The sequence below is a fragment of the Sulfurovum sp. TSL6 genome, assembly GCF_019972115.1.
GTDB lineage: Bacteria > Campylobacterota > Campylobacteria > Campylobacterales > Sulfurovaceae > Sulfurovum.
This window is the reverse complement of the sequence record NZ_BPFJ01000002.1, coordinates 629320-642318: the sequence shown is the minus strand read 5'-3', so window position 1 is coordinate 642318 and position 12999 is coordinate 629320. Positions and strand designations below refer to the sequence as shown.

At 38.0% G+C, this 12999-nt stretch carries 25 protein-coding genes; all 25 read left to right on the top strand.

Going from position 1 to position 12999, the window contains the following annotated elements; all coding sequences use genetic code 11:
• Position 1: 1 nt before the first annotated feature.
• The 25 genes from rpsC to LDM93_RS08135 all read left to right on the top strand — a co-directional run bounded on the left by rpsC (position 2) and on the right by LDM93_RS08135 (position 12917).
• The gene (gene rpsC / locus LDM93_RS08255) at positions 2-700 is read left to right on the top strand and encodes a 30S ribosomal protein S3 (protein WP_223891931.1); all 699 of its coding nucleotides are present in this window, start codon (positions 2-4) and stop codon (positions 698-700) included.
• 2 nt (positions 701-702) lie between these two features.
• Positions 703-1128, top strand: a complete 426-nt coding sequence (gene rplP, locus LDM93_RS08250) for a 50S ribosomal protein L16 (RefSeq protein WP_223891930.1) — start codon at positions 703-705, stop codon at positions 1126-1128.
• Positions 1115-1306 (top strand): 50S ribosomal protein L29, encoded by a 192-nt coding sequence (rpmC, locus tag LDM93_RS08245; protein WP_223891929.1) that lies wholly within the window; start codon positions 1115-1117, stop codon positions 1304-1306. The genes rplP and rpmC overlap by 14 nt, the downstream gene beginning before the upstream one ends.
• Before the next feature lie 10 nt (positions 1307-1316).
• Positions 1317-1565, top strand: a complete 249-nt coding sequence (rpsQ, locus tag LDM93_RS08240) for a 30S ribosomal protein S17 (protein WP_008244849.1) — start codon at positions 1317-1319, stop codon at positions 1563-1565.
• Positions 1565-1933 (top strand): 50S ribosomal protein L14, encoded by a 369-nt coding sequence (gene rplN / locus LDM93_RS08235; RefSeq protein WP_008244848.1) that lies wholly within the window; start codon positions 1565-1567, stop codon positions 1931-1933. Before rpsQ ends, rplN begins: the two co-directional genes overlap by 1 nt.
• Positions 1933-2166 carry a 50S ribosomal protein L24 gene (gene rplX, locus LDM93_RS08230; RefSeq protein WP_223891928.1) on the top strand — a complete coding sequence of 78 codons (234 nt, stop codon included), beginning with the start codon at positions 1933-1935 and terminating at the stop codon, positions 2164-2166. Before rplN ends, rplX begins: the two co-directional genes overlap by 1 nt.
• Before the next feature lie 4 nt (positions 2167-2170).
• Complete coding sequence (gene rplE / locus LDM93_RS08225; RefSeq protein WP_223891927.1) at positions 2171-2716, top strand: 50S ribosomal protein L5; 546 nt, start codon at positions 2171-2173, stop codon at positions 2714-2716.
• The gene (locus LDM93_RS08220) at positions 2716-2901 is read left to right on the top strand and encodes a type Z 30S ribosomal protein S14 (protein WP_008244845.1); all 186 of its coding nucleotides are present in this window, start codon (positions 2716-2718) and stop codon (positions 2899-2901) included. Before rplE ends, LDM93_RS08220 begins: the two co-directional genes overlap by 1 nt.
• 13 nt (positions 2902-2914) lie before the next feature.
• Complete coding sequence (gene rpsH, locus LDM93_RS08215; RefSeq protein ID WP_223891926.1) at positions 2915-3310, top strand: 30S ribosomal protein S8; 396 nt, start codon at positions 2915-2917, stop codon at positions 3308-3310.
• 9 nt (positions 3311-3319) lie between these two features.
• The gene (rplF, locus tag LDM93_RS08210) at positions 3320-3856 is read left to right on the top strand and encodes a 50S ribosomal protein L6 (protein WP_223891925.1); all 537 of its coding nucleotides are present in this window, start codon (positions 3320-3322) and stop codon (positions 3854-3856) included.
• Between the two features lie 10 nt (positions 3857-3866).
• Positions 3867-4223, top strand: coding sequence for a 50S ribosomal protein L18 (rplR, locus tag LDM93_RS08205; RefSeq protein ID WP_223891924.1), 357 nt, complete (start codon positions 3867-3869; stop codon positions 4221-4223).
• 9 nt (positions 4224-4232) lie between these two features.
• Complete coding sequence (gene rpsE / locus LDM93_RS08200) at positions 4233-4673, top strand: 30S ribosomal protein S5 (protein WP_223892060.1); 441 nt, start codon at positions 4233-4235, stop codon at positions 4671-4673.
• Between the two features lie 10 nt (positions 4674-4683).
• Positions 4684-5082 (top strand): 50S ribosomal protein L15, encoded by a 399-nt coding sequence (rplO, locus tag LDM93_RS08195; protein ID WP_223891923.1) that lies wholly within the window; start codon positions 4684-4686, stop codon positions 5080-5082.
• 2 nt (positions 5083-5084) lie between these two features.
• A complete protein-coding gene (gene secY, locus LDM93_RS08190; protein WP_223891922.1) occupies positions 5085-6347 on the top strand; it encodes a preprotein translocase subunit SecY in 1263 nt (420 codons plus the stop codon).
• Complete coding sequence (gene map, locus LDM93_RS08185; protein WP_223891921.1) at positions 6347-7102, top strand: type I methionyl aminopeptidase; 756 nt, start codon at positions 6347-6349, stop codon at positions 7100-7102. Before secY ends, map begins: the two co-directional genes overlap by 1 nt.
• Before the next feature lie 58 nt (positions 7103-7160).
• Complete coding sequence (infA, locus tag LDM93_RS08180; protein ID WP_223891920.1) at positions 7161-7379, top strand: translation initiation factor IF-1; 219 nt, start codon at positions 7161-7163, stop codon at positions 7377-7379.
• A gap of 278 nt (positions 7380-7657) precedes the next feature.
• Positions 7658-7771 carry a 50S ribosomal protein L36 gene (gene rpmJ / locus LDM93_RS08175; protein WP_008244830.1) on the top strand — a complete coding sequence of 38 codons (114 nt, stop codon included), beginning with the start codon at positions 7658-7660 and terminating at the stop codon, positions 7769-7771.
• A 2-nt stretch (positions 7772-7773) separates the two neighbouring features.
• Entirely contained in the window at positions 7774-8136 is a 363-nt protein-coding gene (rpsM, locus tag LDM93_RS08170) for a 30S ribosomal protein S13 (RefSeq protein WP_223891919.1), read from the top strand.
• 12 nt (positions 8137-8148) lie between these two features.
• Entirely contained in the window at positions 8149-8523 is a 375-nt protein-coding gene (gene rpsK / locus LDM93_RS08165; protein ID WP_223891918.1) for a 30S ribosomal protein S11, read from the top strand.
• A 2-nt stretch (positions 8524-8525) separates the two neighbouring features.
• Positions 8526-9152 carry a 30S ribosomal protein S4 gene (gene rpsD / locus LDM93_RS08160; RefSeq protein WP_223891917.1) on the top strand — a complete coding sequence of 209 codons (627 nt, stop codon included), beginning with the start codon at positions 8526-8528 and terminating at the stop codon, positions 9150-9152.
• A gap of 25 nt (positions 9153-9177) precedes the next feature.
• The gene (locus tag LDM93_RS08155; RefSeq protein ID WP_223891916.1) at positions 9178-10179 is read left to right on the top strand and encodes a DNA-directed RNA polymerase subunit alpha; all 1002 of its coding nucleotides are present in this window, start codon (positions 9178-9180) and stop codon (positions 10177-10179) included.
• A 21-nt stretch (positions 10180-10200) separates the two neighbouring features.
• Positions 10201-10551: a 50S ribosomal protein L17 gene (gene rplQ / locus LDM93_RS08150; RefSeq protein ID WP_223891915.1), complete on the top strand. Its 351-nt coding sequence runs from the start codon at positions 10201-10203 to the stop codon at positions 10549-10551.
• A gap of 210 nt (positions 10552-10761) precedes the next feature.
• A complete protein-coding gene (locus tag LDM93_RS08145; RefSeq protein WP_223891912.1) occupies positions 10762-11037 on the top strand; it encodes a NifU family protein in 276 nt (91 codons plus the stop codon).
• Positions 11038-11043: 6 nt separating this feature from the next.
• The gene (locus LDM93_RS08140; RefSeq protein ID WP_223891909.1) at positions 11044-11622 is read left to right on the top strand and encodes a hypothetical protein; all 579 of its coding nucleotides are present in this window, start codon (positions 11044-11046) and stop codon (positions 11620-11622) included.
• Positions 11622-12917 carry a UDP-N-acetylmuramoyl-L-alanyl-D-glutamate--2,6-diaminopimelate ligase gene (locus LDM93_RS08135; protein ID WP_223891907.1) on the top strand — a complete coding sequence of 432 codons (1296 nt, stop codon included), beginning with the start codon at positions 11622-11624 and terminating at the stop codon, positions 12915-12917. Before LDM93_RS08140 ends, LDM93_RS08135 begins: the two co-directional genes overlap by 1 nt.
• The last annotated feature ends 82 nt before the right edge of the window (positions 12918-12999 follow it).

Below are 12999 nucleotides of genomic sequence, written 5' to 3'. Positions count from 1 at the left end.
TATGGGTCAAAAAGTAAATCCTATAGGTCTTAGACTTGGAATTAATAGAAACTGGGAATCAAGATGGTTTCCTGCAAAAGGTAGAACAGCAGATTTTATCGCTGAAGATTACAAAATCAGAAAATACCTTAAAAAAGAACTTTTCTATGCAGGTGTTTCTAACATCATCATCGAAAGAACAGTTAAAAAATTAAGAGTAAATATCGTGACTGCTAGACCTGGTATCATTATCGGGAAAAAAGGTGCAGATATTGAAAAATTGAAAGCAACACTTATCAAAATGCTTGGTAAAGATGTAGCGATCAACATTAAAGAAGAGAAACGTCCTCAAGCTTCAGGTCAACTTGCTGCTGAAAATGTTGCAACGCAACTTGAAAGAAGAACGGCATTTAGACGTGCAATGAAAAAAGTAATTCAAGGTGCACTTAAATCAGGTGCAAAAGGAATTAAAATTTCTGTATCTGGTCGTCTTGGTGGTGCTGAAATGGCAAGAACTGAGTGGTACCTAGAGGGTAGAGTTCCTCTTCATACACTTAGAGCGAAAATCGATTACGGTTTTGCAGAAGCACATACTACTTATGGAATCATTGGTATTAAAGTTTGGATCTTCAAAGGTGAAGTTCTTGCTAAAGGTATCCAAGCAGAGCCACAAGAAGAGAAAAAAGGTGGTAGAAAGCCATCTAGAAAAAGAGGTGAATAATCATGCTAATGCCTAAAAGAACTAAATGGAGAAAGCAGATGAAAGGCCGTAACCGCGGTAAATCTTTCAGAGGTAACAAAATCGAGTTTGGTGATATCGCGATCAAAGCAACTGAAGCTGGTAGAATCGATTCTAGACAGATCGAAGCTGCGCGTATTACGATGACCAGAAAAATTGCAAGAACAGGTAAAACTTGGATCAGAGTTTTCCCAGATAAGCCACTTACTGCTAAACCACTTGAAACAAGAATGGGTAAAGGTAAAGGTGGAGTTGATAGATGGGTAATGAACATTAAGCCAGGTAGAATCATTTTTGAAATGGCAGGCGTTGAAGAAACACTTGCAAGAGAAGCGTTAACACTTGCTATTCATAAAATGCCATTTAAGTGTAAAATTATCACTTTAAAGGATAGTAATGAACTATATTGATTTAAAAGACAAAAATGAAGCAGAACTCACAGAGATGCTTAAAGAGAAAAAACTTGAATTGTTTACACTGAATGCAAAGCAAAAGACTATGCAGCTTACAAACACTTCTGAGTTAAGAGTAGCGAAAAAAGACATCGCTAGAATTCAAACAGCATTAACTGCTGCTAGATCGAAGTAAAGGGTCAGACATGCCAAAAAGACAAATACAAGGTACTGTGATCAAAAAGGCTGGAGAAAAAACTGCAACTGTTTTAGTTGAAAGAAGAGTACTTCACCCAAGATATCACAAGACTGTAAAAAGATTTAAAAAATATCTTATTCACGATGAGAAGAACGACATCAATGTTGGAGATACAGTGAGTGCTATCGAATGTAGACCACTTTCAAAAACAAAAAGTTTCAGACTTCTTGAAATCGTGAAGAGAGGAGAAGTGTAATGATCCAAGGTTTTACAAGATTAAATGTAGCAGATAACTCTGGTGCTAAAGAAATCATGTGTATCAAGGTTCTTGGTGGATCTAAAAGAAGATATGCATCAGTAGGTGACGTTATCGTTGCTTCTGTGAAAAAAGCACTTCCAACTGGAAAAGTGAAAAAAGGTAAAGTTGTTAAAGCAGTAGTGGTTAGAACGAAGAAAGAGATCCAGAGAGAAAATGGTTCACTTATCAGATTTGACGACAATGCGGCAGTAATTATCGATGACAAAAGAGAGCCGATAGGTACACGTATCTTTGGTCCTGTAAGTCGTGAAACAAGATATGCAGGTTTTATGAAAATTGTATCACTTGCACCGGAGGTATGGTAATGGCTAAAACATTCAAAATCAAAAAGGGTGACCAGGTAATGGTTATCGCTGGTGATGATAAAGGTACAGTTGGAGAAGTTCTTCAGGTACTTACAAAAAAAGATGCAGTGATCGTTGCGGGTTGTAAAACAGCTAAAAAAGCTGTAAAACCAAGCGAAGAAAACAAAGAGGGTGGATTTGCAAACAAAGAAATGCCGATCCATATCTCAAATGTAAAAAAAGTAGAGGGATAATCCTATGAGTAGAATGAAGCAAAAGTACAATGACATCGTTCCTGCACTCAGAGAAGAGTGTGGTACTAAAAACCCGATGCAGACTCCTAAGCTTGAAAAGATAGTTATCTCTGTTGGTGCCGGTGAAGAGGGTAAAGATAACAAACTTATCCAAAACATGGCAGACACTATCTCACTTATCGCTGGTCAAAAAGCAGTGATCGTATCAGCTAGAAAATCTGTTGCAGGTTTTAAAGCTAGAGAAGGTGCTCCAACAGGTATTAGAGTAACACTTAGAGGTGAAAATATGTATAACTTCTTTGACAAACTCGTATCTATTGCTCTTCCAAGAGTAAAAGACTTTAGAGGTACACCAAGAAAAGGTTTTGACGGACGTGGTAACTATAACTTCGGTCTTCAAGAGCAATTGATGTTCCCAGAAGTTGAATTTGACAAAGTAATTAAAACACACGGTATGAATATTACAATAGTAACGAGTACTGAAGATGATAAAGAAGGGTTCATGCTTTTAGAAAAGCTTGGTATGCCTTTCGCTAAAGGGAGAAACTAATGGCTAAGAAATCAATGATAGCTAAGCAAAAGAGAAAAGCAAAGTTCTCTACGCAAGCATATACAAGATGTAACATTTGTGGTAGACCTCACTCAGTATACAGAGACTTCGGTATTTGTCGTGTGTGTTTAAGAAAAATGGCCAATGAAGGTCTTATCCCTGGCATGCGCAAAGCAAGCTGGTAAGGAGAATTAAAAGATGATGACAGACATAATTGCAGACTCTCTTACTCGTATAAGAAATGCTGCGCAAAGAAGACTAGACGTTACAACACTTCTTCACTCAAATGCGATTGAAGCAACCGTATCTATTTTTGTAGATAAAGGTTACCTTGAAAGCTACAAAGTAAAAGAAGATGGAAACAAAAAAACTATAAAAGTAGTTCTTAAATATGATGAGAATGAAAAAAGCGTGATCAATGAGATCAAAAAAATCTCTAAGCCTGGTAGACGTGTTCACCAAGGTAGAGATGATATTAGAACATTTAAAAACGGTTACGGTACTTTGGTTGTTTCGACAAGCCAGGGTGTTCTTGCTAATGATGAAGCGTTTAAACGTGGAATCGGTGGCGAAGTAATCTGTAGTATTTGGTAAGGAATAAAGATGTCAAGAATAGGAAAAAGACCAGTAACTGTGGCAAGTGGTATTGAAGTATCACTAGACGGTACGACTCTCGTGGCTAAAAAAGGCAATCTTGAAAAAAGACTTGAAACTCATGGTAGAGTTGGGATCAGTATCGATGGTTCAGAAGTGACTTTTGAAAGAAAAGGTGATGAAAAACAAGATGCAGCGTTCTGGGGAACATACAGAGCACTCTTCAACAACATTATCATTGGTTTAGATCAAGGATATACTAAATCTTTAGAGATCAATGGTGTTGGTTATAGAGCAGCTGTTCAAGGTAAAGTACTTAACCTTCAATTGGGTCACTCACATGATATTAATTTTGATATCCCAGAGGGACTTGACGTTAAAGTTGAGAAAAACATCATTACGATCAGCGGTACAGACAAACAAGCAGTAGGTCAAGCCGCTGCTGAGATTAGAGATTTCAGACCACCAGAGCCGTATAAAGGTAAAGGTGTGAAGTATACTGATGAAGTGATCATCAGAAAAGCTGGTAAAGCAGCTGGTAAGTAAGGAGCGGTAGATGTTAAAAAGTATTCAAAAAAGAAAAAATAAACTTCGCGCTCAAAGAAAAGCTAGAGTAAGAGGTAAAGTCTTCGGTACAGATACAAACCCAAGATTGTCTATATTTAAGTCAAACAAGCACTTTTATGCTCAGGCTATTGATGACACTACTGGGGTTACACTTGCTTCTGCTGATGGTAGAAAACTTGGTCTTAAAGTGAACCAGGAAGATGTAAAAAAAGTAGCTGCAGAGATGGCTAAAAACCTTGCTTCTAAAAACATTGAAACTGTTGCTTTCGACAGAAATGGTTACCTTTACCACGGTGTTGTTGCGTCATTTGCTGATGCACTTAGAGAAGCCGGAATCAAGTTTTAAGGAATCATGATGGAAGAAATAGAAAAAGAATTTGAAGAAGTAATCGTTAATATCGGTCGTGTTACTAAAGTTGTTAAGGGTGGTAGAAGATTTAGATTTACTGCACTTGTAGTGATTGGTGACAGAAACGGTACAGTTGGATACGGATTTGGTAAAGCCAAAGAAGTTCCTGATGCGATTAAAAAAGCGGTTGATGATGCTCACAAAAACCTTGTGAAAGTAAACATCAAAGGTACAACTATCGCTCATGATATTGAGCACAAATTCAACGCAAGTAGAATCGTGCTTAGACCAGCGAGTGAAGGTACAGGTGTTATCGCCGGTGGTGCTGCTAGACCAGTACTTGAGCTTGCAGGGGTAAAAGATGTCCTTTCAAAATCAATCGGCTCTAACAACCCAAATAACCTAGTAAGAGCGACAATCCAAGCACTTACTAGAATTAAAGCGTAAGGGGTAAAGTATGGGTTTACATAATTTACAACCTGCTCCAGGATCAACGAAAAACAGAAAAAGAGTTGGTCGTGGTCAAGGTTCAGGAACAGGTAAAACAGCTGGACGTGGTCAAAAAGGTCAAAAGTCTAGATCTGGTTACAAAAGAAAAAGAGGATTTGAAGGTGGTCAAATGCCACTCTACAAAAGATTGCCTAAAATCGGTTTCACTTCTTCAGTTGAGAAACCATATGTGATCAACGTAGAAAAGATCAAAGCAATCGCTGAACTTTCTGAGATTACGCTTGAGACGATCAAGTCAGTGCATAAATTACAAAAAAATGTAACGAAAGTGAAGTTGATTGGTGCATCTGCAAAAGATCTTGCAGCTAAAATCAAAGACGACGCTGTTACAACAAGCGGAAAATAATTATGGGCAATGCTTTAACTCAAAAAATCCTTATCACATTAGGATTCCTTTTTGCGTACAGAGTTTTAGCCTATATCCCAACTCCAGGTGTTGATTTGAATGTTATCAAAGAGTTCTTTGATAGCAATACAAACAATGCCCTTGGGCTAATGAATATGTTCTCTGGTAATGCCGTTGAACGTTTAAGTATCATCTCTTTAGGTATCATGCCTTATATTACTGCTTCCATCGTTATGGAACTTCTCGCAGCAACTTTCCCCGCACTCGGTCAAATGAAAAAAGAACGTGACGGTATGCAAAAATATATGCAGATCATTCGTTATTTCACTATATTTATTACTGTAGTACAAGCTATTGGTGTATCTATGGGACTTCAAAGTATGACAGGTAGAGCAGGACAGAGTGCAGTGATGATCGATCCTATGATGTTTACAGTCATTACGACCTTCTCTATGTTGGCAGGTACGATGTTATTGATGTGGATAGGTGAACAGATCACACAAAAAGGTATCGGTAATGGTATTTCATTGATTATCTTTGCTGGTATTGTATCTGGCTTGCCTTCTGCGATCGGTAATACTGTTAGAGCAGTCAATGCAGGTGAGATGAACTTCTTGGTTGTACTTGGTATTTTGGCAATTATGCTGATTACTATCTTGGCTATTATCTATGTTGAACTTGGTGAGAGAAGGGTTCCTATCTCTTATTCAAGAAAGACAATCATGCAGAATCAGACAAAGAGAGTGATGAACTACATTCCTGTAAAAGTAAACCTTTCAGGTGTGATTCCTCCTATCTTTGCTTCAGCTGTATTGATGTTCCCATTGACAATGCTTCAGTCAAGCACTACACCATTTTTAGTAGCGATTGCTGACTCATTGGCACCAGGCGGGATCACATTCAATGTGGTTACTTTCCTGCTTGTTATGTTCTTTGCATTTTTCTATGCGTCAATCGCATTTAATGCTAAAGACATTGCAGACAATTTGAAAAGACAAGGTGGATTTATCCCTGGTGTGAGACCAGGTGAACACACGAAAGAATTTTTGAATGAAGTGGCAAGTAGACTGACGGGTTCAGGTGCAGTATACCTTGCGATCATTTCTACAGTACCATTTATGATTATCTCTGGAATGGGTGCATCTTTCTACTTTGGTGGGGTTGCAGTACTGATCATTGTTCAAGTAGCGCTTGATACGATGAGAAAGATCGAAGCACAAAGAACAATGAATCAATATGATACATTGGGTAATGTAGGTTTATAATGGCTATTGCTATCAGAAAACCTGATGAGATCGCTAAGCTCAAAAGAGCTGGCGAAATCGTTGGAAAAACACTTCAATATCTTCAAAACATCGTTAAACCAGGTATGACACTGAAAGAAATTGATGCTTTAGGTGAAGCCTATATCCGTGAGCATGGTGCTATACCATCGTTTAAAGGGCTGTATGGTTTTACCGGTTCTGTATGTACTTCACTTAATGAAGTATGTATTCATGGTGTCCCTACAGATAGAGTTATAGAAGAAGGTGATGTACTCGGTTTAGATATCGGGACAAAACTGGATGGTTATTTTGGTGATGCTGCGATCACAATGGCAGTGGGTAAAATCTCTGCTGAAGATGAAGCACTTATCGAGTGTGCAAAAGGTGCTCTTTATCATGCGATAGATTCTATCAGAGAGGGTATGCGTTTTAAAGAATTGTCAAAGATTCTTGAAGATTATATCGTTTCGGCAGGATATATCCCATTGCGTGATTATTGTGGTCATGGTATCGGCACGAAAGCACATGATGAACCAAATATACCTAACTATCTTGAGGGAAAAACAAATCAGGGACCCAAAATTAAAAATGGAATGGTCTTTTGTTTGGAACCAATGGTATGTCAAAAAAGCGGTACACCTGTATTGCTTGATGACAAATGGTCAGTTCTTAGTGAAGATAGACTGAGATCAGCACACTATGAGCACCAGGTTGCTGTAGTAGACGGTAAAGCTATCATATTGACTGAAGCTTAAGCTTCATGATTTTGACAGAACTTAAGAAACTAAAGTAGAAAATTCATAAAGGAATACAATGGCTAAAGATGATGTAATTGAAATTGACGGTAAAGTAGTTGAAGCATTACCAAATGCGACATTCAGAGTAGAATTGGATAATGGACACATTGTCCTTTGTCATATTGCTGGTAAGATGAGAATGCACTACATTAAAATTCTTCCAGGCGATACTGTAAAAGTAGAACTTACTCCATACAGTCTTGATAAAGGTCGTATCACATTTAGATACAAATAGGACGGGAACTTTTCCGTTCAACCTGCATTTACACTTTTGTTGTAAATGCATCCCCTTCTATTTTTAATCCTCCTCACATTTTAATATAAGATAAACTTAATAAATATTTCGGTATAATCCCCATCCCTAAAACTATTAGGCTTTAGGAAACTGCGCGAAGAATCTTTGATTAAGTTGCACCGATTACTCAAGGGTTGGATTATGATACATCAATAATCCACGCAAAACAGGGATGTTTGTTAAACATTCTAGGTGCAAATATATCGTAGGAGTAACCAATGAAGGTTAGACCATCAGTGAAAAAAATGTGTGATGACTGTAAAGTTATTAAACGCAAGGGTATCGTACGCGTGATTTGTAAAAATCCAAAACATAAACAAAGACAAGGATAAACATGGCACGTATTGCAGGTGTTGATTTACCACAAAAGAAAAGAATGGAGTATGCACTTACTTACATTTTTGGTATTGGCTTGACAACATCAAGAAAAATTCTTGATAGAACAGGTGTTGACTATAACAAAAGAGTACATGAACTTACAGATGCTGAAGCAGCAACGATTCGTAATGATATTCAAGAAAATGTTATGGTTGAAGGTGATCTTAGAAAAAAAGTGAGTTTGGATATCAAAGCACTTATGGATCTAGGTTCGTATAGAGGTCTTAGACACAGAAGAGGTTTACCTTGTCGTGGACAAAAGACAAAGACAAATGCGCGTACTCGTAAAGGTAAGCGTAAAACTGTCGGCGCGGCATAAGGAGTACATTAGATGGCTAAGAAAAAAGCAAAAAAAAGTATTGCTAAAGGTGTAGTATATGTTGCTGCAACTTTCAATAACACTGTAATTACAGTGACTGACGAAATGGGAAATGTTATCTCTTGGAGCAGTGCTGGTGCACTAGGTTTCAAAGGTAGTAAGAAATCAACTCCTTTTGCAGCGACTGAAGCTGTAGCTGATGCAATGGCAAAAGCAATGGAAAATGGTATTAAAGAAGTAGGGATCAAAGTACAAGGTCCTGGTTCTGGTAGAGACACTGCTGTTAAAGCAATTGGTGCAACAGAAGGTATTCGTGTAACATTCTTAAAAGATATTACACCACTTCCACACAATGGTTGTAGACCACCTAAGAAGAGAAGGGTATAAGCATGGCAAGATATAGAGGTCCAGTTGAAAGACTAGAAAGAAGACTTGGTGTTGATCTTGGGTTAAAAGGTGAGAGAAGACTCGCTGGTAAAAGTGCATTGGAGAAAAGACCATATGCACCAGGGCAACATGGGCAAAGAAGAACAAAGATCAGTGAATATGGTCTTCAACTTCAAGAGAAGCAAAAAGCTAAATTTATGTATGGTGTAAGTGAAAAACAATTTAGAGCACTTTATAAAGAAGCAAACTCAAAAGAGGGAAATACAGGTGCTATCCTTATCCAACTTCTTGAGCAAAGACTTGATAATGTTGTTTATAGAATGGGATTTGCTACGACTAGAGCGTCAGCAAGACAATTCGTAAACCACGGACACGTAATGGTAGATGGGAAAAGAGTAGATATCCCTTCATATAGAGTAAAAGCAGGTCAAAAAATCGAGATTAGAGAGAAAAGTAAAACAAATCCTCAGATCCTTAGATCAGTTGAATTGACTAACCAAACTGGTATGGTTGACTGGGTTGATATGGACAAAGAAAAACTTTTTGGTCTATTCACAAGAATCCCAGAGAGAGAAGAGATCGCAATCCCAGTTGAAGAGCGTCTAATCGTTGAGCTATACTCTAAATAATACACAACATAAGTAAAGGCTATTAATGAGAAAAATTAAAGTTGCACCATTTATGCCAACAGAAGTAGAAGTAAACGAAGTGAGTGCGAACCGTGCTGAGATCGTTGCTTATCCTTTTGAGAGCGGCTATGCCGTTACACTCGCACACCCACTAAGAAGACTTATTTTAGGTTCTTCTATCGGGTATGCACCTATTTCGATCAAGATCGAAGGAGCTGCACATGAGTTTGATAATATCAGGGGTATGCATGAAGATGTTGCTGTATTTATTATCAATCTTAAGAACATTCGTTTTAAAATTAAAGACGAAAGTGACAGAGTGGAGTTAAAATACAGTTTCTCTGGGCACAAAGAAGTTTCAGCACAAGATCTGAACAATGATCAAATTGAAGTTGTGAATGGTGATTTGCCACTTGCAACACTGAATGAAGATGCAGAACTTAACTTTACAGTGGTTATCTCAAAAGGTATTGGTTATGTACCAAGTGAAGACCTTAGAGATGATGTTGAAAGTGACAGTATTGCACTTGATGCTTTCTTTACTCCGGTAAGAAAAGCGAACTATAAGATTGAGCCTGTACTTGTAGAGGACAATCCTAACTTTGAAAAGATTACATTCGACATCGAAACAGATGGTCAGATTGGTCCGGTTGAAGCATTTACAAATGCACTGGAAGTAATGAATAAGCAACTTTCTGTTTTTAATACGGTACTTGATTTAGATATCTCTGTAGCACCGGTAAAAAGAAACAGTGACGATAGCGAACTCAAACCTTTCATGCAAACGGTAGACAGTCTTGGCCTTAGTGCAAGATCATTCAATTCACTTGACAGAGCTGGATTAAAGTTCCTTGGTGAATTGGTGTTGATGAGTGAAAATGAGATTAAAAATATTAAAAATCTTGGTAAAAAATCTTTAGATGAAATCTCTGAGTGTCTCGTAGAGCACGGATTTGGTCCAGATTTTGAACTTGCAGACGTTACAAGAGTCAATCTTGTAAAGAAAATAGAACAACTTAAAGCATAGTTGTTACAGTAAAGGAATATTATGAGACATAAGCATGGTTACCGTAAATTAAATAGAACGTCTGCGCATAGAGCAGCACTTCTTAAAAACCTATCTATTGCTTTGACAAAAGAGGGTAGAATTGAGACGACATTGCCAAAAGCTAAAGAGCTTAGAAGTTATTTTGAAAAGCTTATTAGTAAAGCTTCTTCTGGTGATTTTAATGCACACAGAGCAATTTTTGCAATGTTACAACACAAAGAGTGTACAAATAAGATTGTAAACGAGATCGCACCAAAGTATGCAGACAGAAATGGTGGATATACAAGAATTATTAAAACACGTATGAGAAAAGGTGATTCAGCACCTATGGCAATTATCGAACTCGTATAATTACCTCTGAAACTTCAGTATTTCAAGGCTTTGCCTTGAATACTATCTTCTACAACTTAAATCATTAAACAATTCAAATACACATTGACAAAGTAACACTTTTAGTGTATAACACTCTTAAAGAACATAGTAACAAAGATTTTACTATGATTTCGTTATAATAATTTTATGATATGCCTCTATAAAAGAGATGCAAGAAAAGGAGAACAATTGATACCATTTTCAGATGAAGAACTAGAACCTGCCGTAATGAACGTAATAGAAAAGGTAAGACCTTCTATTAAACTTGATGGAGGGGATATAACATTAATTGCCATTAAAGATGGAACAGTCTTTGTACAGCTTCAAGGTGCATGTGTAGGTTGCGGTAGTTCAGGTACAACGATCAAGTTCGGTGTAGAGAGACAGATGCAAACACTTATTCACCCTGAGATCAGTGTAAAAAACGTACCTGCGGGTTTTGAAGACAAATTGGATCAATTATAATTAACTATGAGTAAAATAAGTCAAGATTTACTACTTAAAAGAGCCGAACATGAGTTTCTGCAGGGAGACTATGCCAAGGCACTTAGAAGTTACGGGTTGATCTTAAAAGACTATCCTACGTTAGATGAAGCAAAAATAGGTGTCTATTTGAGTGATCTGGGAATAGAGAGTGAAGAAGAAGCACAAGCTCTGTTTGACTACTATCAGATGATCAAGAGTGAGAAAGAAAATGCGGTGGATATCATCGATGGGCTTATTGAGAATTTAGACAGTTCAAAACATAAGTTACAAGAACTGTTGGTTGAACCTTTAGAAGAACAGATAGAGTATGGTGATGGTATACGTTACAGTGATTTTCAAGAACTTGTAAAGAACAGAGGCAGCTTTAAAGAAACATTTGAGGACATAATGTTCTCAACGAAAGTGGTCATCACTAATAAAGATGAGTTTATAGATTTTGTGACACAGCTTGCAAACGAAGGTTTTGATGAGATGGCATTGGGATATTTGGATGCCTCAGCAAATTTATTTGGAAATGATCAGGATATACTTGCACTTTACCATGTGGTTAGAGGGCAAAAATAGTGAAACTGGATTTCCAAAAAGATGGTTATCTTTTTCTTACTGATGATACAAACAAACTCGATAAAGACACGATCTTTTTAAAAACAGCACAGAACAGCGGCTATTATGAAAAATTAGCGTCGAAACCGGAAGCACTCACCGTTGATGAGCTGATCTCTTTTTGGGAACTTGAAAAGATGAAAGTGGTAGGGGTTACCGGAACGAACGGTAAAACGACCGTAACCGCAGCAATTTACTCTTTTTTACTTGATCTGGATGAGAAGCCGGCACTGCAAGGTACCCGTGGATTATTTGCGCAGGAAAAGCGTATAGAAGAGAAAAGTATGACTACGCCTTCCATACTGGAAACACTGCACAATATGAAACAGTCCATGGATATGGGTTGTAATTACTTCATCATGGAAGTCAGTTCCCATGCGATAGATCAAAAACGTATAGAGGGTTTAACCTTTGCCCTTAAGGTCCACACCAATGTTACCTCTGACCATTTGGATTACCATGGAACGGTTGAAGAGTACAGACGAGTGAAGAGTCTCTTTTTTGCAGATGAATCACCCAAGCTGCTCAATAAAGATGATCTTAAAAACATTACGTATAACCCCATAGGTGCGCAGAGTTATGGTGTGGATGAACCTGCTACATTCAAAGTGCAGGCGTTTTCTTTGTTACATGGTATTACCGCGGGTATCAAACATTTGCAGACAGAAGCTACATTCCACTCTCCTATGGTAGGACTTTTCAACCTCTTTAACCTTATGGCAGCGATAGGTGCTGTACAGATGCTGACAGGAAGAAACATAGAAGAGATATGTGAAGTGGTAGAGTACTTTGCCGGTGTCTCAGGGCGTATGGAAGTGGTAAGTCGAGACCCGCTGGTCATTGTAGATTTTGCACATACCGATGATGGCATGCATGCAGTGTTAGAGTCTATGAAAGACAGAGACATTTCAGTGGTCTTTGGTGCAGGCGGGAACAGAGATAAAGAGAAACGTCCTCGTATGGGTGCTGTGGTAGGTAGGTATGCAAACAAGATCTATGTGACCAGTGATAACCCTCGTGATGAAGTACCGGAAATGATACTCGAAGACATCTTATTGGGGTTGCATGGTAAAGATCATGTCACTGCAACGCCGGACAGAAGGCTTGCCATCAAGATGGCGCTGGATGCACTCGAAGATAATGAAGTATTGCTGATACTTGGCAAAGGGGATGAAGATTATCAGGAGATCAAAGGGGTAAAACATCCTTTTGACGACAGAGAAGTGGTACGAGAACTTCTCAAAGAGAGAGTTTAATTCTCTCCTTATGCTTTTTTTCAACAAAGCGCTTTTCGAACTTAGTCTGCTGTAATCTTTTTACTACACTTAAAATTTTTCA

Bases quoted from the DNA above. Each gene is read 5' to 3' on its own strand.
- rpsQ (WP_008244849.1), top strand. From the start codon at position 1,317: ATGCCAAAAAGACAAATACAAGGTACTGTGATCAAAAAGGCTGGAGAA.
- rplP (WP_223891930.1), top strand. From the start codon at position 703: ATGCTAATGCCTAAAAGAACTAAATGGAGAAAGCAGATGAAAGGCCGT.
- rplN (WP_008244848.1), top strand. From the start codon at position 1,565: ATGATCCAAGGTTTTACAAGATTAAATGTAGCAGATAACTCTGGTGCT.
- rpmJ (WP_008244830.1), top strand. From the start codon at position 7,658: ATGAAGGTTAGACCATCAGTGAAAAAAATGTGTGATGACTGTAAAGTT.
- rplF (WP_223891925.1), top strand. From the start codon at position 3,320: ATGTCAAGAATAGGAAAAAGACCAGTAACTGTGGCAAGTGGTATTGAA.
- rplE (WP_223891927.1), top strand. From the start codon at position 2,171: ATGAGTAGAATGAAGCAAAAGTACAATGACATCGTTCCTGCACTCAGA.
- LDM93_RS08155 (WP_223891916.1), top strand. From the start codon at position 9,178: ATGAGAAAAATTAAAGTTGCACCATTTATGCCAACAGAAGTAGAAGTA.
- rplQ (WP_223891915.1), top strand. From the start codon at position 10,201: ATGAGACATAAGCATGGTTACCGTAAATTAAATAGAACGTCTGCGCAT.
- map (WP_223891921.1), top strand. From the start codon at position 6,347: ATGGCTATTGCTATCAGAAAACCTGATGAGATCGCTAAGCTCAAAAGA.
- rplX (WP_223891928.1), top strand. From the start codon at position 1,933: ATGGCTAAAACATTCAAAATCAAAAAGGGTGACCAGGTAATGGTTATC.
- LDM93_RS08220 (WP_008244845.1), top strand. From the start codon at position 2,716: ATGGCTAAGAAATCAATGATAGCTAAGCAAAAGAGAAAAGCAAAGTTC.
- rpsE (WP_223892060.1), top strand. From the start codon at position 4,233: ATGGAAGAAATAGAAAAAGAATTTGAAGAAGTAATCGTTAATATCGGT.
- rpsM (WP_223891919.1), top strand. From the start codon at position 7,774: ATGGCACGTATTGCAGGTGTTGATTTACCACAAAAGAAAAGAATGGAG.
- rpsC (WP_223891931.1), top strand. From the start codon at position 2: ATGGGTCAAAAAGTAAATCCTATAGGTCTTAGACTTGGAATTAATAGA.
- rpsD (WP_223891917.1), top strand. From the start codon at position 8,526: ATGGCAAGATATAGAGGTCCAGTTGAAAGACTAGAAAGAAGACTTGGT.
- rplR (WP_223891924.1), top strand. From the start codon at position 3,867: ATGTTAAAAAGTATTCAAAAAAGAAAAAATAAACTTCGCGCTCAAAGA.
- rpsK (WP_223891918.1), top strand. From the start codon at position 8,149: ATGGCTAAGAAAAAAGCAAAAAAAAGTATTGCTAAAGGTGTAGTATAT.
- rpsH (WP_223891926.1), top strand. From the start codon at position 2,915: ATGATGACAGACATAATTGCAGACTCTCTTACTCGTATAAGAAATGCT.
- LDM93_RS08140 (WP_223891909.1), top strand. From the start codon at position 11,044: ATGAGTAAAATAAGTCAAGATTTACTACTTAAAAGAGCCGAACATGAG.
- infA (WP_223891920.1), top strand. From the start codon at position 7,161: ATGGCTAAAGATGATGTAATTGAAATTGACGGTAAAGTAGTTGAAGCA.
- rplO (WP_223891923.1), top strand. From the start codon at position 4,684: ATGGGTTTACATAATTTACAACCTGCTCCAGGATCAACGAAAAACAGA.
- rpmC (WP_223891929.1), top strand. From the start codon at position 1,115: ATGAACTATATTGATTTAAAAGACAAAAATGAAGCAGAACTCACAGAG.
- secY (WP_223891922.1), top strand. From the start codon at position 5,085: ATGGGCAATGCTTTAACTCAAAAAATCCTTATCACATTAGGATTCCTT.